This is a genomic window from Kocuria sp. KH4 (assembly GCF_053711175.1).
The window spans coordinates 77,546-101,628 of record NZ_JBSJYX010000012.1; the positions used below are offsets into that span (position 1 = coordinate 77,546).

Sequence of the window (24,083 nt, forward strand, 5' to 3'; positions counted from 1 at the left end):
CGTGAACGCAGATCTCGTCGTCGTAGGGTCGGGCCTTTTCGGCCTGACCGTGGCCGAGAGGGCCGCCAACGAGCTGGACCTCAACGTGGCCATCATCGACCGTCGCTCCCACATCGGGGGCAACGCCTACACGGAGAACGAGGAGCAGACCGGGATCGAGGTCCACCGCTACGGCGCCCACCTCTTCCACACCTCCAACGAGCGCGTCTGGGACTACGTCAACCGCTTCACCGACTTCACCGACTACGTCCACCGCGTCTACACGCGCCACCAGGACGAGGTCTTCCCCATGCCGATCAACCTCGGCACCATCAACCAGTTCTTCCGGGCGGCGTACTCGCCGGCCGAGGCGCGGGCGCTGATCCAGGAGCAGGCCGGGGAGCTCGCCGGGACGGACCCGCAGAACCTCAACGACAAGGGCATCCAGCTCATCGGCCGGCCCCTCTACGAGGCGTTCATCAAGCACTACACCGGCAAGCAGTGGCAGACGGACCCCAAGGACCTGCCGGCCTCGATCATCAACCGGCTGCCGGTGCGCTACACCTACGACAACCGGTACTTCAACGACAAGTACGAGGGCCTCCCGGTGGACGGCTACACCGCCTGGCTCGAGCGCATGGCGGACCACCCGAAGATCGACGTCCGCCTGGACACCGACTTCTTCGACGACGGCCACGACTACTCCCGCTCCGCCGTCTCCGGGCAGGTGCCGGTGGTCTACACCGGCCCCGTGGACCGGTACTTCGACTACGCCGAGGGCGACCTGTCGTGGCGGACCATCGACCTCGAGGAGGAGGTCCTGCCGATCGAGGACTTCCAGGGCGCGCCGGTGATGAACTACCCGGACTCCGACGTCCCCTTCACCCGGATCCACGAGTTCCGCCACTTCCACCCGGAGCGCGACTACACCAAGGACGCCACGGTGATCATGCGGGAGTTCTCGCGCTTCGCCGAGAAGGGCGACGAGCCGTACTACCCGGTCAACACGCCCGTGGACCGGGAGAAGCTGCTGAAGTACCGCGACCTGGCCCGCGGCGAGGACAAGGTCCTGTTCGGGGGCCGGCTCGGCACCTACAAGTACCTCGACATGCACATGGCCATCGGCGCCGCCCTGTCCATGGTCGACAACAAGCTCAAGCCCCACTTCACCGGCGGGGCCACCATCGAGAGCGGGGGAGTGGACGCGTGACCGCGACGACCCAGGACACCGACCGGACCGGCACCGAGGGCACCGCCCACCGGGTGCTGCAGGAGCTCGTCTTCCCGGCCAAGGACCGCAGCGCCACCCAGCCGCTCTACCTGGACACCCGGGCGGACACCGGCAGCTCCGTCCAGCAGGAGGACACGGGCGAGCAGCGCCCCCAGATCGTGGTGAACGTGGCCTCCGAGCCCGCCGGCTCGAGCGGGCTGACGATCCTCGGGCGCACCTCCGCGCGCGTGCGCGCCCGCAGCACCGTGTCCTTCGCCACGTACTTCAACGCGTTCCCGGCCAGCTACTGGCGGCACAACACGCACCTGCGCGAGGTCGTGCTGCGCGTGCGCACCACCGGCCGCGGCACGGTGAGCGTGCACAGCTCCAACGCCCGGGGCGAGTCCGTGCCGGTCTCCGTGCACGAGGTCGCCGGCGCCGAGCACGTGGTGGAGGCCGTGCTGCCCCTGAAGGCCTTCGCCGACGGCGGGTGGTACTGGTTCGACCTCGCCGCCGCGGACGAGGACCTGCAGCTGCTCGGCGCCCAGTGGCTGGGCGACGGCACGGGCGTGCCCGAGGGCACCGTGACGCTGCAGATCACCACCATGAACAAGCCGTCCTACTGCCTGACCAACGCCCGGCTGCTCGTCGAGCAGCAGGAGAACCTGCCGCAGGTCGCCCAGGTCGTCATCGTGGACCAGGGCAACCAGAAGGTCGTGGACGAGCCCGGCTTCGACGAGGTGCGGCAGCGCTTCGGCGACCGTCTGCGCGTGATCGACCAGGGCAACCTCGGCGGGGCCGGCGGCTTCGCGCGCGGGATGTACGAGGCCGTCCGCGCGGACAGCACCTACGTGCTGCTCATGGACGACGACGTGGAGATCGAGCCGGAGGCGGTGCGGCGGGTCAGCGTGTTCGCCGACTTCTGCAAGCGACCCACCCTGGTCGGCGGGCACATGATCGACCTGCTGAACCCCACGAAGATCCACAACTTCGGCGAGGCGATGGACCCGTACAGCTTCCAGTACGGGCCCGCGGGGGAGGGCGTCGAGCTCGGCCACGACTTCCGGCACAGCAACCTGCGCAGCACGGCCTGGATGCACCGCCGCGTCGAGGTCGACTACAACGCGTGGTGGATGTGCCTGATCCCCACCCGGGTCATCCGCGAGATCGGCCTGGCCCTGCCCGTGTTCATCAAGTGGGACGACGTCGAGTACGGCATCCGCGCGAAGGCGGCGGGCTACCGGACCGTGTCCCTGCCGGGCGTGGCGGTGTGGCACCTGGCCTGGGCGGACAAGGACGACACCATCAGCTGGCAGGCGTACTTCCACAAGCGCAACCAGCTCGTGGCCGCGCTGCTGCACTCGCCGTTCGAGCGGGGCGGGGAGGTGCTGGGCCGCAACGGGGCCAAGGACCTCCGGCACCTGCTGTCCATGCAGTACTTCGCCGAGGAGGCCCGGGTGCTCGCCCTCCGGGACGTGCTGGCCGGGCCCGAGACGCTGCACGAGCTGCTGCCCCAGCGGATCCGCGACGTGCGCCGGCTGATGACCCAGCACACCGACGCGGTCTACCAGGCCGACATCGACGCCTACCCGGCGGTGGCCTCGGCCCGGCCCGTCCGCACCCGGGGGCTCTCCGCACCGCACGGGGTGAAGATCCTCACCTCCACGGCGTCCGCCCTGGTGCGCCACCTCGCGGTGCGCCCCAAGGAGGAGGCGGACCAGCACCCGCAGGTGCACCTGCCCTACCAGGACGCCCGCTGGTGGCGGCTCACCCGCTACGACAGCGCCCTGGTCTCGGCCTCGGACGGCACCGGCTACACCTGGTACAAGCGCTCCCCGCGGGAGGCCCGGGCCCTGCTGGCCGAGTCCCTGCGGCTGCACGCGCAGCTGGCCCTGCGCTGGCCGGAGCTCTCCCGCCGCTACCGGCAGGCCCTGCCGGAGGTGACCTCCATGGAGGCGTGGGAGGCGACCTTCCGCGAGCACTCGGAGATCGGCGTCTGATGGCGGCACCCACGGTCGTCCGGAGGCCGTCCCCCGGGACGGGGCTGCCGGCGGTCTTCCGGCAGCGCTACCTGCTGAAGCTGCTGGTCGACAAGGAGCTGCAGATCCGCTACCGGGGCACGATCCTGGGGCTGCTGTGGTCCTACGTGAAGCCCGGCATCCAGTTCGTGGTCTTCTACGTGGCGCTGGGCATCTTCCTGGGCCTGGAGCGGGGGATGGAGAACTACGCCGTCTACCTGTTCTCCGGGATCATCCTGATGAACTTCTTCTCGGAGTCCTTCGGCAACGCCGCCCGCTCCATCGTGGCCAACGCCAGCCTGATCAAGAAGATCTACCTGCCGCGGCAGATGTTCCCGGTGGCCTCCGTGTGGGTGGCCGGGGTGCACCTGCTCCCGCAGCTGGTGGTGATGCTCGTGGCGTGCCTGATCGTGGGCTGGTCGCCCACGTGGATCTCCCTGCTGGCGATCCCCGCGGCGCTGCTGCTGGTGGGGCTGCTGGGGGCGGGCCTGGGCATGCTCTTCGGCGCGGCGAACGTGTTCTTCCGCGACGCCGAGAACTTCGTGGACCTGATCGTGATGGTCAGCACGTGGTCCGCGCCGGTGCTCTACCCGTGGATGATGGTGCGGGACGTGCTGGGCCCGGGGTGGTTCGCCGGGTTCATGCTCAACCCCCTCACCGTGGCCGTGGAGCTCTCCCACGCGGCGTTCTGGCTGCCGACCACCAGCCCCGGCGCCCACACCGTGCCGCCCGACCTGTTCTCCCTGTGGACGCCGGTCGCCCTGCTGGTGGTCGCGGTGATCATGTTCCTGGGCGACCTGACCTTCCGCCGGCTCGAGGGCCGCTTCGCGCAGGAGCTGTGACGATGAGCACTGACCGCACCATCCCCCCGGCCGAGCCCGCCGTGGTCGCCCGGCACCTGGCCAAGGAGTTCTCGCTGCGCCACGCCCGCTCCCTGAAGGAGACGGTGATGTGGCTCGCGCGGGGCCGGCGCCAGGACATCTCCAACCGCTTCCGCGCCCTGGAGGACCTCAGCCTCAGCATCCGCCCGGGCGAGAGCGTCGCCCTCGTGGGGCTCAACGGCTCCGGGAAGTCCACGTTCCTCAAGCTGGTCTCCGGCGTGATGAGCCCCGACGGCGGCACGCTGGAGGTCAACGGGCGCGTGGCCGGGCTGATCGAGGTGGGGGCCGGCTTCCACCCGGACCTCACCGGCCGGGACAACGTGTACCTCAACGGCGCGATCCTCGGGATGACGAAGGACGAGATCGACCGGAAGTTCGACCAGATCGTCGCCTTCTCCGAGATCGAGCAGTTCATCGACACCGAGGTGAAGTTCTACTCCTCGGGCATGTACCTGCGCCTGGCCTTCGCCGTGGCGGTGTTCACCGACCCGGACATCTTCATCATCGACGAGATCCTCTCGGTCGGCGACGAGCCCTTCCAGCGCAAGAGCCTGGGCCGGGTCCGGGAGCTCTCGGAGGAGGGCAAGACCCTCCTGGTGGTCAGCCACGACTTCGACGTGGTCCGCAAGGTCTGCGACCGCGGGGTGTGGATCGAGCACGGCCGGGTCCGCAGCGACGGGCCGATCGACGAGGTGATCGAGCAGTTCCGCGCCGCGGAGAACGCGGGCTGACGGGCTCCTGCGGCACGGACGACGACCTCGTAGAGCGCCGCCGGGCCCTCGCGCTCGACGAGGGCGAGGCCGGGGGCGCCGGCGGGGTCGACGGCGTTGAGGTCCGCGTAGTCCCGGGCCTGCCGGGCGTGCGGGATGATGAACTGGGTGCCGAAGTCCAGCACCCAGCGGACGTCGAGCTCCTCGGCGGCCGCGCAGGCCGGGCTGCCCGGGACGGCGTCGCCGATGCCCGCCGCGAGGGCGTGCAGCTCCGGGTCCAGGGCGCCCAGCGCGGTGTCGGGCGACTCGACGTGGTACTGCGTCACGGGCCGGTCCGCGACCGCGTAGGCCAGCGATCCGCCGTTCCAGGGGTTGACCGCGATGACGTCCCCCGGCTCGGTGAGCTCGTCGAGGTCCTGCAGCAGCTCGTACTCCGCCCGGTTGAGGATGCTCTCCGGGCCCTCCCAGGCGTAGTACTGCTTGCCCCACCGGGTGGCCTGCGTCAGCGACTCGACCTGGGAGTACGGCACCGCGAGCCCCAGCAGCACGAGCGCCGCCACGGGGTAGGCCGCGCGGGCGGCGCGGGGCCGGCCCGCGAAGGAGGCCAGCGCCGTCCCGGCCGCCGCGAGACCGGCCACCACGTGCGCGGCCCCGAGGGCGATGAGCGGCACCGCGGTCATGGGCAGGGTGGCCGCGAGCCGGTACGAGTCGGTGTACCACCCGCCCACGAGCCACTGCCGGGCCGGGCCCTCCTCGCCCGCGGCCGCCACGGCGTAGAGGTACACGAGCACCAGGTGCGCGACGACCAGCCAGCGCAGCCTCCGCCGGGAGACGGCGGCGTAGATCCCCGCCGCGGTGAGCACCACGAGCACCCAGGGGACGTCCTCCCGGCCGTTGGCGCCGTAGAGCAGGGCCTCGCCGACCGCCCGCGCCACGGTGGTGGACGGCTCCCACACGAACGAGGTGGTCAGCACGTTCCACAGCAGCAGCCACGCGGTGACCGCGACCGCCGCGACCGCCGCGAGCCCGAGCGACGGCCCGAGCCGCCGGGCGCGGGCCGCGGTCCGCAGCCCCAGCCACCAGGCCGTCGCCGCCAGCGGCACGGCGACCACGAGCAGGGCCAGGAACGCGTTGGGCTGGGCGACGAACAGCGCGCCCAGGGTGACCACGAGGCTGGCGGCCAGGCGGACCCGGCCGGCGGCGTCCGGGGTGCGGGCGGTCCGGTCCGCGGTCACCCCCGGCCCCAGCAGCCGGACGAACAGCCCGAGGGAGACCGGGACGATCGCCAGGGCGAGCAGGTTGGGGAAGAGCGGCCCCCAGGACATCAGGCCCAGCGGGAAGACGCTGAACCCGGCGGCCGCCGTGCCGGCGGCCACGGCGGCGACCGCGGACGGGCCGACCAGGCAGCGCACCAGGAAGATGCACGAGACCGGCCAGACCACCCCGGCCACCGCGAGCAGGGTCAGGTTGTGGGCGACGAGCACGCTGTCACCGCTCAGCGGCACCGCCAGGGACGCCAGCTGGTGCCACGCCGCCGGGTACAGGGCGATGGCGCTGTCCGGGTTCACCAGCCGGTTCAGGGTCAGGGTGGAGCCGCTGCCGGTCTCCACGACGTAGCGGATCGCGTTGAGGTGGAAGATGTTGTCCCAGCGCTGGGCCATGGCCTCCGGGGCGCCGATCACGGACGTCAGCCGGCGCACCAGGAGCACCGCGCCGATCGCGAGCCCGGCCGCGGCCCCCGCGGGGAACAGCCAGCGGTGCGCCGCGCCGACGCGGGCCTCCGGGTCCCCCGGGTCCGGCGCCGCCGCGGAGGAGCCGGCCGCGTGCCCGCCGCGCGGGATCAGCCGCCCCACCAGCCAGGCCAGCCCCGCCAGCACCACCGCGGCCAGCACCTGGGAGAGCGCCCCGTAGGGGACGCCGACGAGGTCCAGCACCACCCCCGTGAGCCCGACGACGGCGACGCTGAAGGCCGGAGCGGTCAGCAGGGTCCGGCCGCCGCGCTGCCCGAACGCCCACAACAGGGCGAGCCCGGGCAGCCACAGGAACGCCAGCAGCACCAGGAACGCCGGGAGGTACGGCCACCAGTCCGTCAGCACGTCGGTCCTGCGGAGCTCGTCCTGGCAGCGGGCACAGTCTCGTCCTCACGGTGGGGGGAAGGGTCGGGTCGATCATAACGGCCACCCGGCCGGGGACCGGCCCTGACGGGCGGGCCCGGCGCGCTGTGCGAGAATGTCCGGGTGAGTCGTTCGTGGATCGTCATGCCCGTGTACAACGAGGCGGCCGTCGTGGGAGAGGTGCTGAGGGAGCTCCGCAGGACCTTCCCGCACGTCGTCTGCGTCGACGACGGGTCCTCCGACGACTCCGCCCGCATCTGCGCCGAGGCCGGTGCCGTGGTCGTCCAGCACCCCATCAACCTGGGCCAGGGCGCGGCCCTGCAGACCGGCTTCGAGTACGCCCTGCAGGACCCGGACATGGACTGCGTGGTGACCTTCGACTCCGACGGCCAGCACCGCGTGGTCGACGCGTGGGACATGGTCGGGCGCATCCGCTCGGGGGAGGCGGAGGTCGTGCTCGGCTCCCGGTTCCTGGACCGGCGCACCCAGGTCTCCGCGCTCAAGCGGGTGGTGCTGCGCACCGCGGCGTTCTTCTCCCGGCTCTCCACGGGCATGGACCTCTCCGACGCGCACAACGGGCTGCGCGCCATCGACCGGGGCACGCTGTCGAGGATCCGGCTGACCCAGAACCGGATGGCCCACGCCTCGGAGATCGTCAACCAGCTCGCGGACATCCGGCCGCGCTGGGTGGAGCACCCGGTGCAGATCATCTACACGGACTACTCGAAGTCCAAGGGGCAGTCGCTGCTCAACGGCGTGAACATCCTCGCCGAGCTGTTCGTGAAGTAGCCCCCCGCACCGACCCGCCCGCACCCCGCACCACCGAAGGAAAGAAACGCCCCCCATGATCTACGCCGTGCAGATCCTGCTGGTCCTCGCCGTGGGCTACGGCGCGCTCGCGCTGATCCGCGGCGGGGCCAACGCCAAGCACCAGGCGATCCGCCGGGTCGTGGGCCTGGCCTTCTTCATCTTCGCGGCCCTGTCCATCTTCTTCCCCGACCTGCTCACGGGCGTGGCCCAGTTCTTCGGCATCGGCCGCGGCACGGACCTGGTGCTCTACGGCTTCGTGGTGGTCTTCATGATCACCCAGGCCACCTCCGCCCTGCGCAACCGCCAGCAGGAGGTCAACGTGACGCGGCTGGCCCGGCACATCGCCGTGACCGAGGCGGAGCGGCCGTGGGCCCCGGCCCCCGCCCACGCCGACCGGGCCTCGGTGCGGTCCTTCGCGCCGTCCTCCCCCGGGGAGCGCCCCGCCGGCTGACCCGCACCGGTCAGGCCTCCCGGACCACCCGGGCGAGCAGGTCCGGCCGGTCGGTCATGACACCGTCCACGCCCCACGCCAGCAGCCGGCGCATGTCCTCCTCCCGGTCGATCGTCCACACGTCCACGCGCAGGCCGGCCTGCTGGGCGGCCCGCAGCAGCCGGGGCGTGAGGACCCGCAGCCCCAGCAGGGTGTCCGGCGGCTGCAGGCCCTGGAAGGGCAGGGCGTGGCGGTCCTGCCGGCCCAGCAGGCACAGCAGCCGGAAGGCCGCGAACTCCGTGACGGCGGCCGCGGTGGGGACCGCCCCGCCGGAGGCCCGGCGGAAGCGCCGGATCGAGGCGGTGCGGTTGGCCGCGACCAGCGTGCGGTCCTGGGCCCCCGCCGCCCGGACGGCCTGCCAGACGACCTCCTCGGCGCCGGGGCGGTTGCCCTTGAGCTCGATCGCCACGCGGTGGTCCGGGAAGGACGCGTAGACCTCCGCCAGCGTGGGGACCCGCACCCCGCGCCCCCGCCACGGGAAGGTCTGCCCGTCGGGGGTGAACGCGTGCCCAGCGTCGAGGCGCCGCAGCTGCGCGACGGGCAGCAGGGCGACCGCCCCGGTCCCGTCCGTCGTGCGGTCCACCGTCAGGTCGTGCATCAGGACGGCCGTGCCGTCCGCGCTGACCTGCACGTCCAGCTCCAGGACGACGTCGCCGAGGGCCGCGGCGGCCCGGAACGCCTCAAGGGTGTTCTCGGGGGCGACCTCGGCGCCGCCCCGGTGGGCGAATGCCGTCGGCCAGCCCCGGGGCACGGGGGTCCTCGTACCCGGTGCGGGGGCGCCGACGTGCCGGACGAGGGCCGCGCCGACGGCGCTGGTGAGCAGGTTGCCGGTGAAGGGGACGGCCGCGAGCAGCAGGGCCCGGGCCCGGGCGGCGACGCCGGGGCGCGCGGCGTGCTGTGCGGTGCTCACGTGGATCACGGCGGTCCTTCCGGTCGGCGGCCACGGTCCGGTCGGCGCGGGGCCCGGTGCTGCCGGCCCCGGCTGCGCGCCGCGGGTGCGGACCTCCGGCGCGGAGCGCGTCCGCCCACCCTACGGCTCTCGCGGCCCGGCGCGCACCCCCGGTGCCGGCCGGGCACGGTCTCCGCAGGACGGCGCGGAGCGGCGCCCTCCGCCCCGCATTTCATGCACCCGCATCCTGTGACGTGCCGGGCGTTCGCGGTCGGGAACAACGCCGCAGGTCAGGCCCGGCTGTCCACAGGCGACGGCCCCGGGGTTGTGGCCGGTGCCGCCGTCTCGCCTATGTTCCTGTGCATGCGCTCCGGGGGGAGCGCCGCCGGTGCGCACCGCACCGGGCACCGTGCAGGGGGTCACATGGCGGCACTGCTCTCCGAGGACGCGCTCGGGCTGGTGGAGGCCGAGGTGCGCGAGCTGATCCGGCGCCGGGGGCTGGACCCGGTGCTGGAGCTGGAGCGGACCCGGGAGCTGGTGGACGCCGCGGTGCGCGACTACGACCAGCGCTCGGCGCGCGGGGTGCTGCCGGCCCTGACCGACCTGCAGGCCGCCCGCCGGGTGCTGCTGGACCTGGTGGCGGGCTTCGGGCCGCTGCAGCCGCTGCTGGACGACCCCCGGATCGAGGAGATCTGGATCAACGGCCCCGCGGAGGTCTACGCGGCCCGCGAGGGGGAGTCCGAGCTGACCAGCCTGGTGCTGACCGAGGCGCAGATCCGCAACCTGGTGGAGCGGATGCTGAAGTCCTCGGGCCGCCGGCTGGACCTCTCCTCCCCGTTCGTGGACGCCGCGCTGCCGGACGGGTCCCGGCTGCACGTGGTGATCCCGGACGTGACCCGCCGGCACTGGGCGGTGAACATCCGCAAGTTCGTGGCGCGGGCCCGCCGGCTCGACGACCTGGTGGAGCTGGGCTCGCTGCCGGCACGCGCGGCGCGCTTCCTCGACGCGGCGGTGGCCGGCGGCCTGAACATCCTCGTCTCCGGCGCCACCCAGGCCGGGAAGACGACCCTCCTCAACTGCCTGTGCGCCTCGATCGGGCCGCGGGAGCGGGTCGTGACCGTCGAGGAGATCTTCGAGCTGCAGGTGCCCCTGCGCGACGTCGTGGGCATGCAGTGCCGCCAGCCCAACCTCGAGGGCGCCGGCGAGATCCCTCTGCGGCGGCTGGTCAAGGAGGCGCTGCGGATGCGCCCCGACCGGCTCGTGGTGGGGGAGGTGCGGGAGGCCGAGAGCCTGGACATGCTCATCGCGCTCAACAGCGGGCTGCCCGGCATGTGCAGCCTGCACGCGAACTCGGCCCGGGACGCTGTGACGAAGATCTGCACCCTGCCGCTGCTCGCGGGCGAGAACATCAGCACCGATTCGTTTGTCAATGCACAGCCAAGGCTAGGATGGGTGTATGCCCGTCGCCTGCGTCATCTACGCCCGAATCTCTCAAGATGCCCAGCACACCGGCCTAGGCGTGCAACGGCAGCTTCGTGATTGTCGGGAACTCGCGCAGGCACTCGGCTGGACCGTTGCCGGCGAGTACGTGGACAACGACACAAGCGCGTTCAGCGGGAAGCCCCGGCCTAGGTATATGGCCATGCTCGATCGCCTCGGCGAGAGCGACATTAACGGCGTACTGGCCTGGCATACGGACCGGCTACACCGCTCCCCGGTGGAGTTGGAGCGATACATCGACCTTTGCGAGGCGCACGGGGTAACCACGCATACCGTCAAGGCCGGTGAGATTGACCTTTCGACCCCGTCGGGGCGGGCCGTTGCCCGAACTCTTGGGGCGTGGGCACGATACGAATCGGAGCACAAGAGCGAGCGTGTGCGTCGGAAGATGTTGGAGATAGCCCAGAACGGGCAGCGGCCGGGCGGTCCGATTCCGTACGGCTACCGGCTCGTCGCCGGGGTGCCTGTGGTCCATGAGGACGAGGCCGCCGAGATCCGCGGGGCTTACCACGCTATAGTCGCCGGCAGGTCCATTGGATCCATTGTGAAAGACCTCAACGACCGCGGGGTGAAGACGGCGCGGGGTGGGGCATGGACTTCGACAAGCGTGCGCAACCTGATACTGCGGCCCGCTAACGCAGGCCTCGGAAAGTACCAAGGCAAGGCCTTGGAAGGAGTGCGTAGCGTCTTTCCGCCGATCGTCTCTGAAGATGTGTGGCGCGCTGCCACCGGCATTGTCTCGGACCCATCGCGACGATCGCGCCGTGAGGATGCGGTAAGACATCTACTCTCAGGTCTAGCCCGCTGCGGAACGTGCGGGGCACCGCTGCGCATCAGCGCCCGCGCAATGTCTCAGCGCGGCGACAATGGGCGGTTCTTCTATAAGTGCAGGCAAACGGGCGGGGGACATTCGTCGCAGAACGCGGGACCGCTCGAAGAGTACGTCTCCGAGGTGGTCGTAGGCGTTCTAAGCCGTCCTGAGACGTTATCCGCGTTACTCGCCAACGAGTCCCCGGCCGTGGACGTTGGGGCACTTAGGGCAGAGGCTGATGCCTTGCACGCCCGGTTGGACGAAGCGGCAGGCGCGTTCGCTGCCGGAGCGATTACAGGGGGCCAATTGGCGACAATTACGTCTGCCGTGCGGGCGAAAATGGATGATGTCGAGGCTCAGATTTCCCGGGCTGTAACGGGCGCACCGGCGGCGGAGTTCGCCGGCCCTGGGGCACGAGAGCGGTGGGAAGCTGCGGACGTCGAGGGGCGACGTGCAGTGATTGATGCGCTGGTCGAGGTGTATGTCGACCCAGTTCGGAAGGCCGCGCCACGTGTCTTCGATCCGGGGCGAGTGAGGTTTGAGTGGAGGGCCTAGTCAGGCGGCACGTACGGCCGGGTGTTGACAGGTGCGGACGCAAAGTGGAACACTCATAAGCAGTGCCAGAGTTGTATCTACTGGCAACTACCAGCCCCGACGGCAGTAAGCCGATCGGGGCTTTTTCATGCCCGCATTCCACGAAAAGGCCCCGACGGCGTCATGCCCTCGGGGCCTTTGGCATTTAAGCCCCAAGGAGAACCAATGTCAGACGGACAAAATCCCGTACCGCGCCTCGTAGACGTAAAGACGGCGGCCGAGTCCGTCAGCGTTTCGACGCGCACTATCCGACGTTTTCTCGACGACGGCCGCCTCACGCGGTACACGCTAGCCGGCGGTCGCACGATCCGCGTTGACGTCGGGGAGGTCTACCGGCTGTTCGGACTTGACCTGTGACTCTCGCCGAGCACATCGCCGAGCAAGTCGCCCGCGCTCCCGTTCCGACGGCGGAGCAGATTCAAGCGGTCTCCCGCGCCCTGCGAGCACAGAAAAGCCCCGACGTGCGTCCACTTAGGACGTGACGCCGGGGCTTCATCTTCGACCGGTGGGCCATTCCCGCGACACTACCGCCGGATCGGCCCCCTGAGACACCACGCAGAGAAGGGAGGGCACTCAATGACTCAAAAAGCACTCGCCTCGTCCCACAGTCCTCAGACTACCGACGACAAACGACACGCTAGGCAATTAGTAGGAGTAGCCGGCACCCCCTGAGCGCGCACCGCTCAGCGAACCCCCGACATGGACGGATTCGCGCAGAAGGGGACAAGAGCAAATGACGATTACACATCAAGACGTCCAGGCGGCCGCAGGAAATGACCTCGTCGCCGCCGAGCAGGCGTTGCGCAAGGCAATCGACCAGCATCAACAGGCCGAGGCTCTGCTCATGGGGGGCGACCCGATCGCCGCCGACCTGTACCAAGCCGGATTTCGGGCCGGCATCGAAGAAGGCGAACGGAGAGCAGCCGAACGCGCAGAGCAGGCCGCAGCCGCGTTCATCGACTACCTACGGACGGACCCCGCCGCGACTCCGCAGCCGGTTCCGCCCCTCGACAACGATTGGAGGTCCGCAGCATGACGGACGTCATGGAACACCCCACAGCGCCGGACCCACTCGACGGGGCGTTCACTGCGGACTGGCTCACAAACCAGGTGTTCCCACCCACGGAATACGTGGTCCCGGGCCTGATACCCGAAGGCCTGACCCTGCTCACCGCTGCCCCGAAGATCGGGAAAAGCTGGCTCGTCCTGGGCCTCGGCGTCGCCGCAGCAACCGGTGGCTACGCCTTCGGCTCGGTCCGCGTCGACCGCCGCCCCGTCCTGTACCTCGCACTGGAAGACGGCCAGCGTCGACTGCAGAACCGGCTCCGCGTCATCGGTGCGTGGCCCGGCCCCGCGGGCCTGACGTTTATGACCGACACACCCGTGACGGCCCCTGCCACCATCGGGGCCTTCCTCGATCGTCACCCCGGTGAGAAACCGCTCGTCGTCTTGGACACGCTCGGAAAGGTCCGCGGCGTCTACAACGGGAGCGACGCCTACGGGCGGGACTACGCGCAGCTATCCGCGCTGAAGAGTCTTGTCGACGCGCACCCCGGCTCGTCCCTCGTGGTCGTGCACCACACCAAAAAGGCCGAGACGAGCGACTTCCTCGACAGCGTGTCCGGGACACAGGGCCTCGCCGGCGCGGCTGACTCGATCCTCGTGCTCAGACGATCCAGGCACGAGGAAGCGGCCACACTGCACGTCACCTCCCGGGACGCAGCCGAAGGTGAATACGCCGTGACGTTCTCGGCGGACACCGGCTCGTGGTCCCTGAGCGGGCCCGACCTGGCTGCCGCGGCCCGCGCCGTAGAAGAACGTCGAGCCACTCAAGGGCTGGGGGACGAAATGACGGAGCTCGTCAAGATCGTAAACCGCTACCCGGAGGGCATCAGGCGGAAGGACATCGAGAGTCTGATGCACACCGACCCCGGCACCTTGGGCAAGAATCTGCGCCGCGCTGTGGATAGCGGGCGGATCTGCAACCCAAAGCGGGGCATCTACATGCCTGCCACAAGTGCCATAAGTGCCACATTCCAGACAGAGGCACTGCCGAATGTGGCAGATGTGGCAGATATGGCACCAACTCACATGGAGGTCATCCGGTGAACATGGCCGCACTGATCCAGGCCGTAGCAGCGCGAGGCGCGGCCGCATGCGAGCACTGCAACGCGGACTACCGGCTCAGCCGCGACCCCGAGCACCCGAGGGTCACGCGACTGACGATCCATCACGACGCTCACTGCCCCGAGTACTTACGCAGGCAGGGCGCGAACAGGGCGGCACGACGAGCAGCACGCCGCCAGCGGTAGCACTACACCACACGACAAGGGCCCCGACCAACGCCGGTCGGGGCCCTGACCATTCACGCGCACCCGCTGTGCGCAATGGAGGAACGATGAACTCAGACGCCTTCGAGGAGCAATACGCTCTCGCCCTCGCCGAGGCCCGACGGCAGCAGGACATGGCCTTCGCTCGGGCGAGCCTCGACTACGACGAAGATCCGGGGCTGTCTCACCCTGACTCGCCTGCCGACTACTACCGCCGCATCCATGTCGGGGAACTCTGGAACTTGCGTCAGCCGGTCCCTGGCTTCCGCATGATCGCGTTCGACGAGAACGGCCGCATACGCAATCACGAGAGTGGGGTGCACGCAGAACGCGCCGCGTGCATCCGACTCGCGGACAGCCTCTTCGCAGCTTCCGCGAGTATCGGTGCGCCGAGACACGACCCGCGCTGCATGTGCGGCTATCGCGTCTGCAGGGACGTGGACACCGTCTTCGCGTATTTCACCGATGACCGGGTGCAACAGGAAGCAGCGGACTACTTCGCCGGCAAGCACGGCATTCGAGTCGAGGGACGCAACAGAGGCGGCTACGGCATCGCCTCTGTGCTCGCCACGGGGCACGCCGCTACCCGCGACGAGGCGTCGTTCGAGCCTCGGGGACTGCTGCGGGTCGAGTACATCGAACTGACGGGCCTAATGGTCCCCGACGAGTGGGCGACGTGGACGGACCCGAACCGCATTCGCAGGCTCGCGGCCGAGCGGTACGGCATCGACGTCACGGCTTCCGTTCCCGGAGCGACCGCCGAGCAGTTAGAGCTCACCCGGCGCGTGTGGGAACACATCGACGGGTGGCCGCAACGCGCAACGGCTACGGGCGGGCACCGGGAGGGGGCCGCATGACGGTCCTCGACCGCGATCCGACCGACCTGGGCCTGCCCCGGCTCCCCGTGAGCCCGGACAGCGCCCCGCACGAGTGCCGCGCCGGCTGGACCGGCTCAGACGACATGCCCCAACCCTGCCCCGTGTGCCGGCCGCACCTCGCGCACCGGCCCGACGGGTGGCACCTCGACCGCACGGCACTACCGTCCCGCCCCCGACGACGGAAAGCGGCGGCATGAACGCCGATCCCCGGACGCGCCCCGGCCCCTCACACGGACCCGGACGCGCCCCCACACGAGAAGGAACCGACATGGCCGTACCGGACAAGCCCACAGTTCGCCCGTGGCTGTGGAACCCGCAAAGGGACCGGGTGCCCGGCGCGCACATCAGCAACGGCCGGTCGTGGCTGTTCGTCCCGCTCGATGACCTCTACCGCGTCGCCGACGCCCTCGTGGACATCGCCGAGGCGAACGAGCGCGGCACCGTCATGGACCTGAAACGAGGCACGCCAGCATGATCCTGCAGACCGACCACCGCACCCCGGCCGAACGCCGAGCCCGCTACGAACGCCGGCAACGGATGCGCGAGGCCCGCGAGGACCGCCAATGGAAGACCCTCGCCGAGGCCGGGCCCAGCGCCTACAGCGCCCAGCTGATCCGCCACTACCTCGGCCCGATCAGCAAGAACGACCCGCCCGCACGGCAACTCGAAGCCTGGCGCGACCTCGCCGAGGCCCTCGCCAGCGCCCTCGACGAGCTCGACCACGGCCCCGAGCCCGACCAGGACGACGAGGAAGGCGACGACGATGCCGAGCCTCGACCCTGACCACCTCGACGACGACGAGCCCGACGACTGGCAGACAGCCGCCGCTGAGCACTTCACAGGCGACTGGCGCACACACGCCAGCCAGCGGAGCGGCCCCCGCACACAGCGGCGGCCCTTCACTCGATCGATGAACACCGACCACCCCGACACCGGGGAAGAAACGGAGCACTGACACCATGACGAAGAAGCAGACCACCCTCACCGCACTGCAGATGATCGGCGTGCTCAACGCCGGCTACCGCCGAGGCACCGGCTACCCGTTCAGCGACGCCGACAACGCCCTGCGCCTGGTCGAGAAGCTCGGCCTGTCCTGGCCCAGCGCCGTGCACGAGGCATTCGCCGCGGCCCTCGACGCCCGGGCAGTGCTCGACCGGATCAACCCGACAGGGCGGATCACCTTCGACATGCTCAGCGCGACCGACGCCGAGCAGCAGGTGCGCGACGTGATGATCGGGCGACTGCTCGACGACGGCGTGCACCGCATCACCGCTGAGGTGAACATGGCCGTGACCGACCATCTCGCACCCGTGCTGATCGAAGCGGCCCCGTACGTCCTCGACCAGCTGCGCGCGTACGCCGCCGAGCACGTCGACGACCGCCGCTTCGATGGAGTGACCGGCTCCCTACCCGATGACCTCGCCCATCGGGTGCACATGTGGCGCGACATCGCCGAGTTGCACCGGGCGCTGATCACCTTGGCCACCGGTGAGGGCAAGTTCTACGAGACGCAACCCGTCCCGTACTGGTCCTGGTGCTACCTGTACCAGTGGGAGCCGGCGGCCTTCTTGGAGTTCCTCGACCTCTACGGCGATCAGGAACGGGAGGACAAGCTGCACGAGTACGCCCAGCGCCGCGGCATGGTCCCCGACCTCGCCTCGACCGGAGCCGAGCTCACGGCCCGCGCCCGGCCCCTGGCCGCAGCCGTCGAGGCACGCGAGAAGGCGCAGCAGGAAGAGGCCGAGCAGCAGCAGCTCACCCGTCAGCGGCCCCTGGCGCACGTCGGTGCCACGTTCGGCGGGACCACGGACAGCCGCGCCGCGCAGGTGATGTCCGCATACGGCAGCAGCGTCGGCATCTGACCGACCAGCACGAGCAGGGCGGGCGACCACCACGGACGCCCGCCCTGCAGTGCTCAGCGCCCCGCAGAAGCAATTGCAGACGCACGAGCGACCAAGCACCGCGCGCAGATGCTAGCGGGGCGCAGGCGGGCGCTCAGGGGTGGGGGAGGGACTCGCGGACGGGCCCGCTGCCTTGTCCCGGGCCGCACGAGGCGGGATTTCGTTCGCGGCCCATCAGAAGGGTGGGACAAGCGTTGATACAAAGCGCCCGCAGGGCAGAAAAGAGTCCCGATGGGTAGAGAGTTGAAGCCGTGCGGCACGGAAGCGGCGCGCCGGCGGCACCTACGGGCGGGGGAAGAGCCCTGCGAGCCGTGCAGGGACGCGCACGCTGCGGACATGGCCGAGCGCCGGCGGCTGGATCGTGGCGGGCGGCCGCGTGACGAGCTTCCCGAACTCGTGGTGCCTGTGTTTACGGGCGATCCGGGCGACCGGCTGGCCGTGCTTCGGTGGCTGCGGGAGGTGATGCGCGCCGCGGTGGACTTCACGGCCGTGTTTGATCCTGGGCGGCTGGCGGCGACTAGTGCGGAGTTCCGGGCGGTGCTCGCCGAGCTCGACATGCTTGAAGCGCAGGACCGCGCGGCGTCGTCGCCGGATCCGTTCGCGGAGTTCTTCGCCGGCGGTGGGACACAGCCTGTCCCGTGAGTGTGTGCTGTATGGCAATTGGGCCCCGGGCCGTTTCCTTAGTGGGAGCGGCCCGGGGCCCTTTCGTCATGCCCGGGTGTTCTTACGAGCTTCCGGTATAGCCTCGGGGCGGCTCGGCGGCCGTTGCTGCGTTGTCGGGGCACAAGTCACCTCGGGTGTACGCCTCCACGACCTCGCGGCGGAAGTGGTACTGACGGCCGACGAGGAATCCGGGCAGTTTGCCGGCCCGGCGCATGCGGTTCACAGCGGCGCGGCTTGTCCTGAGGTATTCGGCGACTTCGTCTGCGGTCATCACTTCAGGCGGCAGGATCCAACCGTTCTCCATGGCTCCCACGGTAGGGCACGTACTTAGCGCCCTAGAGGTAGAGCGTGCCGTGTGCCCCCTGGCTGGCAACATGAAAGTGGGTGCTGGCTCAGCTACCAGCGCCGGCCAGAGGGCGAGGCGAAACGAGCACAAGTGTCGGCCCCTGGCATTATGGGTTCTCATGGATGAGACGGCATGGCTCGGCGATTTCTTGGGAGTGCGGGCTGAAACTTGGCTTGATTTCTGGCTCGCCGTCGTGCCGGCGACCATCGGCGGACTCTTTGCGGTGGCGGTCGCCTTTCTCGCCCATCGCCTGGGTGGACGCCGAGAGAGACGCGTGCGCAATGAACACGCAGCTGCGGCGATGCTTGAGAAGATTTCAGAGATCGCCGACAAGGGCGTCAAGCGCGCGGGTCCCCAGTTCAACCGCGTCGCCATGAGCAGGGTGATGAACGACTGGGCCGACACTTGTGTGTTGCCACGACGGCAGGCGGCTAACCTTGGCATCGCGGTTCTGCTGTGGATGCGCGTCTGGGTGTGGCTACATGAAGCTCACGATGTCGACGAAGAGCTGCCTGTGGTTGTCTACTCGCGCCGGCAGGTCCTGGCGGAGTACGAAGAGGCGTTCTTCGGTATCTTTTCCGCCTGGTTGAATCTCACGGGGCGCGGCAAGATCGCGCACTGGTACTTCTATGACCGCACCATGGCCGTTACACGCGACCTTCATAACCGGAAAGTATCGCTGCTTGCCGCTGCCCGAACGCCTGAGCTTAACGGCCGAATGAGCGTGAAGATGTATGAGGCACCGCCATGGTTTTGGCGGCCCCTTATCTCAGCAGCCGAGAAGCTGGGGCGACTCGAACGTGTCAACCCGGTGCGCGAAGGTCCCGCCGTGGCCGCACGGGCGGCTAGGACCCGCAACGAAGTCCGTGCCATGCCATTGAGTGGTTCAACGCGCCCAACAAATATCCAACAGAAGTATCTCAACTCAGGGGAATGGACGAGCATGGATGCGGAGTTCGAGACAGTCTCTGGCATGCAGCTTCGGCATACAGTGAATAGCTTCCGTGCCCAACGGAATCTATAGACTGAGAGCCCTGAGGGCGCGGCTACTTCGTCCGTCGTCATGGAAGGCGATGCCCCGGCGACCGTGTGTGGTCGCCGGGGCATCGTCGGCTAGGTGCTCTTCTTTGCAGCCTTGGTCTTCTGCTCACGGTGCACGCGGCGCACGTCACTCAGGGCGTACAGGCTGCGGCCGCGCTCATCCTGACCCGCGCTTTCGATTTTCCCGCGGTGGGCCCACTGCCGTATGCGGGCGGGCGGCACGTCTATGGCGTGGGCGGCGGCGATCGTGTCGACGAGTACCTTCGTGCGGTCAGTCACGCGACCCCTCAGGTTCAACCTTCCTAGCAGCACGAAGCGCGCCGCGTAGATCACGTACGAGAGCCTCCAAGTCGTCAAGGTCGAGAGGCTCGTCGGGAAGCTCAACGGTGTGCTGAATCCCCTCTGTATCGGTCCAGAGGGGGAGGATACGAGCGGTGCCGGCATTGAGCGGCACGGTGATCGCTGGGCCGACGGCGACACTTTCGACGCTGTCGATGGTCCAGTCGGCGGGGAAAGCGGGGAGTGAGATGGGCATGGCGGGGGACCCTTTCAGGGGGAGGAACGGGGGGAGGGGGATTTAGCGCATGCCGTCGAAGATTGCAGATGCAATTGCGAACGGACCTAGGTATAGCACGGCCAACAATGCGACGAACGCGAGGATCCGTGCGACGCGCTAGTGCAGGGGAGTCACGGCGGGGGCAGGCTTTCGCGTGGACATGGGATCAACCTTCCTCGTGTTCTCTTGAGTGGGGGAACAGATGAAGCGGAGCCCCTGCGGGGCCGGTGGCCTGTCGGCCCTCTCCCCAAAGCGCCCCGATCGTCCGGCCCCCCGCAATCGGAGTAGGTGCCCACGGCGAGTAGACCCCCCTACATCGGGGCGTCTGCTCTATGGGCAGCTAGGGCAGGCCGGCCGGCCATTCCTCGCACCTCCCGCGCTAGGTGCGTTAGCAGGGCTATCAAGCGGGCGTCCTGCCGGATTGTGGTGGTGAGGACGAAAGCAAAAGACCACCCGGAGCAATGGCTCCACGGGTGGTCACAGATGCAGGATCGGTTTATCCTGGTCGGTGAGCCGACGCCGTAAACGTCTGCTCCGCGCCCCGGGAGTGTTCCACCACTCGCCGGGGCCTTTAGTTGTGCCTCGACACTAAGACGGACGGGCTTCGTGGTGCCGACCGTGGCCTCGTGCTTCGACCTCGTGGTGCACTGCCACCGGGACGCCGACGGTCGCCGCCGCGTCACCGAGATCCTCGGCATCGGCAACCGGGTCGAGAACGGCGTGATCGAGACGTACCCGGTCTTCGCGGAGGGCACCGACGGCCTGCGGGCGGTGGCCGCGGAGGCCCCGGCGGCGTGGAAGTTCGAGCGGGCCGGGCACCGGGTGCGCGACCTGCTCGCCGAGGACGGGCCGTCCGGGGGCGTCCGGTGAGCGCCGCGCTCGGCGTGCTGATGGGCGCGGGCGTGTTCCTGCTCTGGTGGTCGTGCTGGGCGGAGGAGACGCCACGGGCGCCGCGGCGCCGCCGGCCCGGGCGGCTGCGCGAGCTGCTGGTGCGCGCGGACCTGGCCCGGGTCGGTCCCGCCGGGCTGGTGTCGGCCTGCGCCGGGGCCGGGATGCTGAGCGGACTGCTCACCGCCGCCGTCACCGGCGCGGCCGTGCTCGGGCTGTGCGCCGGCCTGCTCGGCGCCTGGCTCCCGGCGGCGTTCGTCCGGCACCGGGCCCGCAGCCGCACCGCGGTGCTGCGGGAGGTGTGGCCCGACGTCGTCGACCACCTGCGCTCGGCGATCCGGGCGGGCATGTCCCTGCCGGAGGCGCTGATCCAGCTCCAGTACCGCGGCCCCGAGCCGGTGCGCCCGGCCTTCGCCCGCTTCGCCGCCGACTACCGGGCCTCGGGGCAGCTGCAGGGCTCGCTCACGCTGCTCAAGGACCGGCTGGCCGACCCGGTCGCGGACAACATCGTCGAGGCCCTGCGCGTGACGCGGGAGGTGGGCGGCACCGACCTCGGCAGGCTGCTCAGCACCCTCTCGGAGTTCCTGCGCGAGAACGCCCGCACCCGCGGCGAGCTGGAGGCCCGCCAGTCCTGGACCGTCAACGCCGCGCGCCTGGCCGTGGCCGCCCCGTGGATCGTGCTGCTGCTGATGGCCACCCAGCCCGCGGCCGTCCGCGCCTACGACACCCCGGCCGGTGCGCTCGTGCTGCTCGGCGGCCTGGTCGTCTCCGTGCTCGCCTACCGGCTCATGCTGCGGATCGGCGCGCTGCCCGAGCCCGAGCGGGTGCTGCGATGAGCGCCTCACCGGCCCTGCTGGTCCTCCTGGGCCTGCTGCTCGCCGCAGGACTGTGGCTCGTGCTCACGGCGAGCCGGGCGGCCGGCGGGCCGTCCTTCGCCGTGCGGATCTCTCCGCAGCTGCGGTCGGTCGAGGTCGAGTCCGCGCTGCTGGCCGGGCCGGGGCTGCGCCGTGCCGGGAGCCGGGAGCCGGGGAGCGCGGTGCTGGGCTCCGCCGCCCGGGACCTGGCCCGTCGGCTGGTGCGGCACGCCGGCTCGTCGTCGCGGGTGGAGCGGCGGATCGCCCGAGCGGGGTCCGTCGGCACGGCGGTCGACTTCCGCGCCGAGCAGCTGCTGTTCGCGACGGGGGGCCTGCTGCTCGGCGTCCTGCTGGGCCTGGCCGCCGCCGCCCGCTGGGGCACGGGCGCCGGGGGCGTCGTGCTGGCCGGCGCCGCGGCGGCGGCGGCCGGGCACCTGCTGCGCGACCACCTGCTGAGCCGGCGGATCCGGGCCCGGGAGGCGAGGATGCTCGCCGAGTTCCCCGCCGTGGCCGAGCTCATGGCGCTGTCCGTGGGCGCGGGCGAGAGCGCCGTGGGCTCGCTCGAGCGGGTGTGCCGGGTCGCGGAGGGCGAGCTCACCGCGGAGTTCCGCCAGGTGCTCGCCCAGACGCGGTCGGGGGCGGGCCTGGTGCACGCCCTGCAGGACTTCGCCGCGCGCACCCCGGTCGCCCCGATCGGACGGTTCGTCGACGGCATGGTCGTCGCGATCGAGCGCGGCACGCCCCTGGCCGACGTCCTGCGCGCCCAGGCCCAGGACGTGCGCGACCACGACAAGCGCGAGCTGATGGAGGCCGCCGGCCGCAAGGAGATCGCCATGATGGTCCCCCTGGTGTTCTTCGTGCTGCCGCTGACGGTCGTGTTCGCGGTGTACCCCGGGCTGGCCGTGCTGGAGCTCGGCTTCTGAAGACCCCCGCCGCGCCCGGCCCCGGGCGCCGCCACCACGAGAGGACACCCCATGAAACACCTGCTCCGGCCGGCCGCGCTGCTCGGTCTGCTCGCCCTGGTCCGCGCCGGCCTCCTCGACCGGCTCGCCGCGGAGGACCCCGACCGGGGCGACGTCCCCGGCTGGGTCATGCTGACGCTGATGTCGGCGGTGCTCGTGGCCGGGCTGCTCCTCGTGGCGCAGCCCGCCCTGGAGGGGCTGTTCCAGGACGCCATGGCCCGGGTCAGCCAGAACTGAGCATGCGGCTCGCGCGCCTGCTCCGGCCGCTGCGCTCCCGGTTCCGGGGAGCCGGCGGCCCCGCGGACCCGGACCGGGGCCACGCCGTGGTGGAGTACGTCATGGTGGCCGGTCTCGCGGCGATGATCTTCGCCGGCACCCTGCAGCTGGCGCTGGCGCTGCACGTGCGCAACACCCTCATCGACGCCGCGGCGGCCGGGGCCCGGTACGGGACCCTGGCGGACCGCTCGCCCGAGGACGGGGTGGAGCGCACCCGCCGGATCGTCGCCGACGCCCTCGGACCCCGCTACGCCCAGGACGTGGCCGCCTCCCCCGTGACGGTGGGGGAGGTGCGGACGCTGGAGGTCCGCGTCGTCTCCCCGCTGCCGGTGGTGGCGCTGCTCGGCCCGCCCGCGTCCCTGGAGGTGCGCGGCCATGCCGTGCTCGGCGGCTGACCCGCGCCCCGCCGGCGGAGCGGGACCGGCGGAGGACGAGGGCAGCGCGGTGGTGGAGTTCGTGGCGCTGGGCACGCTGCTGCTGGTCCCGGTCGTCTACTTCGTGCTCACGGTCGCCCAGGTCCAGGCCGGGGCGTTCGCGGTCGTGGCCGCCGCGCACCAGGGGTCCCAGGTGCTGGCCGGGGCCGGGTCCGGGGAGCTCGCCGCGGCGGACCTGTCCGCCGCGGCGCAGCTGGCGGTCGCCGACCAGGGCTTCGCGCCCGAGCAGCTGGCCGTCCGGATCGAGTGCTCCGACGGGGCCTGCACGAACCCCGGCGCGGTGGCCACGGTGCACACGACCCTGGAGGTCCCGCTGCCCCTGGTGCCGGGCTTCACGGACCTGGAGGTCGCCGTGCTCACCTCCTCGGCCACGGTCGTGCCGGGACGGTACGGATGAGCCGGCCGGACGGCCCGGCGGACCGCGATCCGGCGGGGACCGGCCGGCAGCACGGGCCGGAGGACGGCCCGGACTCCGGGCAGGTCACGATCCTGGTGCTCGGCTTCGCGGTGGTCTCCCTGCTGCTGACGGTGGTGGTCATGGGCGTCACGTCCGTCCACCTGGGCCGGCAGAAGCTGCAGGTGCTCGCCGACAACGCCGCGCTCGCCGCGGCGGACACGTTCGTGGCGCTGCGCCCGGGCGGACCCGGTGGGCCGCCCAGCACCGTCCTGGACGACGACGCCGTGGCCGCCGCCGCCGCGAGCTACCTCGACACCGTCGGCGCCCGGGCGGACACCCCGGGCCTGGCCCTGGCCGCCCCGACGGGCAGCCCGGACGGGCGCACCGCCGAGGTGACCCTGACCGCCGTGGTGCACCCGCCGGTGGTCAACCTGCTGGTCCCCGAGGGCGTCGTGATCACCGCCGGCAGCGAGGCCCGTGCCCGGCTCGGGCGGTGAGCGGCCCCGCTCGCGGGGAACCGTGCCGCGCGGGCGCCGCGGTTCACACCCGGC

The 24,083-nt window shown here is 70.8% G+C and carries 28 protein-coding genes and 1 pseudogene; 24 read left to right on the plus strand and 5 right to left on the minus strand.

What is annotated here, in order from left to right; translation table 11 throughout:
* Window position 1: 1 nt before the first annotated feature.
* Genes glf through ACWCOM_RS10515 form a run of 4 tightly spaced genes read left to right on the plus strand, consistent with a single transcriptional unit; the run spans window position 2 to window position 4,819 of the window.
* On the plus strand, window positions 2-1,189 hold the full coding sequence (gene glf, locus ACWCOM_RS10500) for a UDP-galactopyranose mutase (RefSeq protein WP_454548689.1): 1,188 nt from the start codon (window positions 2-4) through the stop codon (window positions 1,187-1,189).
* Complete coding sequence (locus ACWCOM_RS10505) at window positions 1,186-3,189, plus strand: glycosyltransferase (RefSeq protein WP_454548690.1); 2,004 nt, start codon at window positions 1,186-1,188, stop codon at window positions 3,187-3,189. The genes glf and ACWCOM_RS10505 overlap by 4 nt, the downstream gene beginning before the upstream one ends.
* Window positions 3,189-4,049: an ABC transporter permease gene (locus tag ACWCOM_RS10510; protein WP_454548691.1), complete on the plus strand. Its 861-nt coding sequence runs from the start codon at window positions 3,189-3,191 to the stop codon at window positions 4,047-4,049. Before ACWCOM_RS10505 ends, ACWCOM_RS10510 begins: the two co-directional genes overlap by 1 nt.
* Before the next feature lie 2 nt (window positions 4,050-4,051).
* Window positions 4,052-4,819 (plus strand): ABC transporter ATP-binding protein, encoded by a 768-nt coding sequence (locus tag ACWCOM_RS10515; RefSeq protein WP_454548692.1) that lies wholly within the window; start codon window positions 4,052-4,054, stop codon window positions 4,817-4,819.
* Window positions 4,820-4,854: 35 nt separating this feature from the next.
* On the opposite strand, the pseudogene ACWCOM_RS10520 reads toward ACWCOM_RS10515, so the two are convergent.
* Window positions 4,855-6,894: pseudogene (locus ACWCOM_RS10520) on the minus strand (DUF6541 family protein); the annotation flags it as partial.
* 141 nt (window positions 6,895-7,035) lie between these two features.
* Here ACWCOM_RS10520 and ACWCOM_RS10525 point away from each other — a divergent pair.
* Both ACWCOM_RS10525 and ACWCOM_RS10530 read left to right on the plus strand, forming a co-directional pair.
* Complete coding sequence (locus tag ACWCOM_RS10525; RefSeq protein ID WP_454548693.1) at window positions 7,036-7,701, plus strand: glycosyltransferase family 2 protein; 666 nt, start codon at window positions 7,036-7,038, stop codon at window positions 7,699-7,701.
* A gap of 55 nt (window positions 7,702-7,756) precedes the next feature.
* Entirely contained in the window at window positions 7,757-8,173 is a 417-nt protein-coding gene (locus ACWCOM_RS10530; protein WP_454548694.1) for a DUF2304 family protein, read from the plus strand.
* 10 nt (window positions 8,174-8,183) lie between these two features.
* Here ACWCOM_RS10530 and ACWCOM_RS10535 read toward each other — a convergent pair whose 3' ends face one another.
* Window positions 8,184-9,122: a glycerophosphodiester phosphodiesterase gene (locus ACWCOM_RS10535; protein ID WP_454548695.1), complete on the minus strand. Its 939-nt coding sequence runs from the start codon at window positions 9,120-9,122 to the stop codon at window positions 8,184-8,186.
* A 402-nt stretch (window positions 9,123-9,524) separates the two neighbouring features.
* On the opposite strand from ACWCOM_RS10535, the gene ACWCOM_RS10540 reads away from it, so the two are divergent.
* From ACWCOM_RS10540 to ACWCOM_RS10585, 10 genes are all read left to right on the plus strand, one after another.
* Window positions 9,525-10,640, plus strand: a complete 1,116-nt coding sequence (locus tag ACWCOM_RS10540; protein WP_454548696.1) for a CpaF family protein — start codon at window positions 9,525-9,527, stop codon at window positions 10,638-10,640.
* Window positions 10,558-11,967 (plus strand): recombinase family protein, encoded by a 1,410-nt coding sequence (locus ACWCOM_RS10545; RefSeq protein WP_454548697.1) that lies wholly within the window; start codon window positions 10,558-10,560, stop codon window positions 11,965-11,967. The genes ACWCOM_RS10540 and ACWCOM_RS10545 overlap by 83 nt, the downstream gene beginning before the upstream one ends.
* Window positions 11,968-12,739: 772 nt before the next feature.
* Window positions 12,740-13,042, plus strand: a complete 303-nt coding sequence (locus tag ACWCOM_RS10550) for a hypothetical protein (protein ID WP_454548698.1) — start codon at window positions 12,740-12,742, stop codon at window positions 13,040-13,042.
* Window positions 13,039-14,115, plus strand: a complete 1,077-nt coding sequence (locus tag ACWCOM_RS10555) for an AAA family ATPase (protein WP_454548699.1) — start codon at window positions 13,039-13,041, stop codon at window positions 14,113-14,115. Before ACWCOM_RS10550 ends, ACWCOM_RS10555 begins: the two co-directional genes overlap by 4 nt.
* Window positions 14,116-14,404: 289 nt before the next feature.
* Window positions 14,405-15,193 (plus strand): hypothetical protein, encoded by a 789-nt coding sequence (locus tag ACWCOM_RS10560; protein ID WP_454548700.1) that lies wholly within the window; start codon window positions 14,405-14,407, stop codon window positions 15,191-15,193.
* 289 nt (window positions 15,194-15,482) lie between these two features.
* Window positions 15,483-15,689, plus strand: a complete 207-nt coding sequence (locus tag ACWCOM_RS10565; RefSeq protein WP_454548701.1) for a hypothetical protein — start codon at window positions 15,483-15,485, stop codon at window positions 15,687-15,689.
* Entirely contained in the window at window positions 15,686-15,997 is a 312-nt protein-coding gene (locus ACWCOM_RS10570) for a hypothetical protein (RefSeq protein ID WP_454548702.1), read from the plus strand. The genes ACWCOM_RS10565 and ACWCOM_RS10570 overlap by 4 nt, the downstream gene beginning before the upstream one ends.
* Window positions 15,978-16,169 (plus strand): hypothetical protein, encoded by a 192-nt coding sequence (locus ACWCOM_RS10575; RefSeq protein ID WP_454548703.1) that lies wholly within the window; start codon window positions 15,978-15,980, stop codon window positions 16,167-16,169. The genes ACWCOM_RS10570 and ACWCOM_RS10575 overlap by 20 nt, the downstream gene beginning before the upstream one ends.
* A gap of 4 nt (window positions 16,170-16,173) precedes the next feature.
* Complete coding sequence (locus tag ACWCOM_RS10580) at window positions 16,174-17,076, plus strand: hypothetical protein (protein ID WP_454548704.1); 903 nt, start codon at window positions 16,174-16,176, stop codon at window positions 17,074-17,076.
* 375 nt (window positions 17,077-17,451) lie between these two features.
* Window positions 17,452-17,757, plus strand: coding sequence for a hypothetical protein (locus tag ACWCOM_RS10585; RefSeq protein WP_454548705.1), 306 nt, complete (start codon window positions 17,452-17,454; stop codon window positions 17,755-17,757).
* Window positions 17,758-17,839: 82 nt separating this feature from the next.
* Here the strand turns inward: ACWCOM_RS10585 and ACWCOM_RS10590 are convergent, their stop codons facing one another.
* A complete protein-coding gene (locus tag ACWCOM_RS10590) occupies window positions 17,840-18,082 on the minus strand; it encodes a helix-turn-helix domain-containing protein (protein ID WP_454548706.1) in 243 nt (80 codons plus the stop codon).
* A gap of 160 nt (window positions 18,083-18,242) precedes the next feature.
* On the opposite strand from ACWCOM_RS10590, the gene ACWCOM_RS10595 reads away from it, so the two are divergent.
* Window positions 18,243-19,148, plus strand: a complete 906-nt coding sequence (locus tag ACWCOM_RS10595; protein WP_454548707.1) for a hypothetical protein — start codon at window positions 18,243-18,245, stop codon at window positions 19,146-19,148.
* Between the two features lie 89 nt (window positions 19,149-19,237).
* Here the strand turns inward: ACWCOM_RS10595 and ACWCOM_RS10600 are convergent, their stop codons facing one another.
* Entirely contained in the window at window positions 19,238-19,444 is a 207-nt protein-coding gene (locus ACWCOM_RS10600) for a MerR family transcriptional regulator (protein ID WP_454548708.1), read from the minus strand.
* On the minus strand, window positions 19,437-19,700 hold the full coding sequence (locus ACWCOM_RS10605) for a hypothetical protein (RefSeq protein ID WP_454548709.1): 264 nt from the start codon (window positions 19,698-19,700) through the stop codon (window positions 19,437-19,439). The genes ACWCOM_RS10600 and ACWCOM_RS10605 overlap by 8 nt, the downstream gene beginning before the upstream one ends.
* Before the next feature lie 627 nt (window positions 19,701-20,327).
* Between ACWCOM_RS10605 and ACWCOM_RS10610 the strand changes: the two genes are divergently transcribed.
* The 7 genes from ACWCOM_RS10610 to ACWCOM_RS10640 are packed head-to-tail and all read left to right on the plus strand — an operon-like array spanning window position 20,328 to window position 24,029.
* Window positions 20,328-20,591, plus strand: coding sequence for a hypothetical protein (locus ACWCOM_RS10610; protein ID WP_454548710.1), 264 nt, complete (start codon window positions 20,328-20,330; stop codon window positions 20,589-20,591).
* Complete coding sequence (locus ACWCOM_RS10615; protein ID WP_454548711.1) at window positions 20,588-21,445, plus strand: type II secretion system F family protein; 858 nt, start codon at window positions 20,588-20,590, stop codon at window positions 21,443-21,445. Before ACWCOM_RS10610 ends, ACWCOM_RS10615 begins: the two co-directional genes overlap by 4 nt.
* The gene (locus ACWCOM_RS10620; protein WP_454548712.1) at window positions 21,442-22,386 is read left to right on the plus strand and encodes a type II secretion system F family protein; all 945 of its coding nucleotides are present in this window, start codon (window positions 21,442-21,444) and stop codon (window positions 22,384-22,386) included. The genes ACWCOM_RS10615 and ACWCOM_RS10620 overlap by 4 nt, the downstream gene beginning before the upstream one ends.
* A gap of 51 nt (window positions 22,387-22,437) precedes the next feature.
* Window positions 22,438-22,662: a hypothetical protein gene (locus ACWCOM_RS10625; protein WP_454548713.1), complete on the plus strand. Its 225-nt coding sequence runs from the start codon at window positions 22,438-22,440 to the stop codon at window positions 22,660-22,662.
* A gap of 2 nt (window positions 22,663-22,664) precedes the next feature.
* Window positions 22,665-23,096 (plus strand): TadE/TadG family type IV pilus assembly protein, encoded by a 432-nt coding sequence (locus ACWCOM_RS10630; RefSeq protein WP_454548714.1) that lies wholly within the window; start codon window positions 22,665-22,667, stop codon window positions 23,094-23,096.
* Entirely contained in the window at window positions 23,077-23,532 is a 456-nt protein-coding gene (locus tag ACWCOM_RS10635) for a hypothetical protein (protein ID WP_454548715.1), read from the plus strand. The genes ACWCOM_RS10630 and ACWCOM_RS10635 overlap by 20 nt, the downstream gene beginning before the upstream one ends.
* Window positions 23,529-24,029: a pilus assembly protein TadG-related protein gene (locus ACWCOM_RS10640; protein WP_454548716.1), complete on the plus strand. Its 501-nt coding sequence runs from the start codon at window positions 23,529-23,531 to the stop codon at window positions 24,027-24,029. The genes ACWCOM_RS10635 and ACWCOM_RS10640 overlap by 4 nt, the downstream gene beginning before the upstream one ends.
* Window positions 24,030-24,083 lie beyond the last annotated feature (54 nt).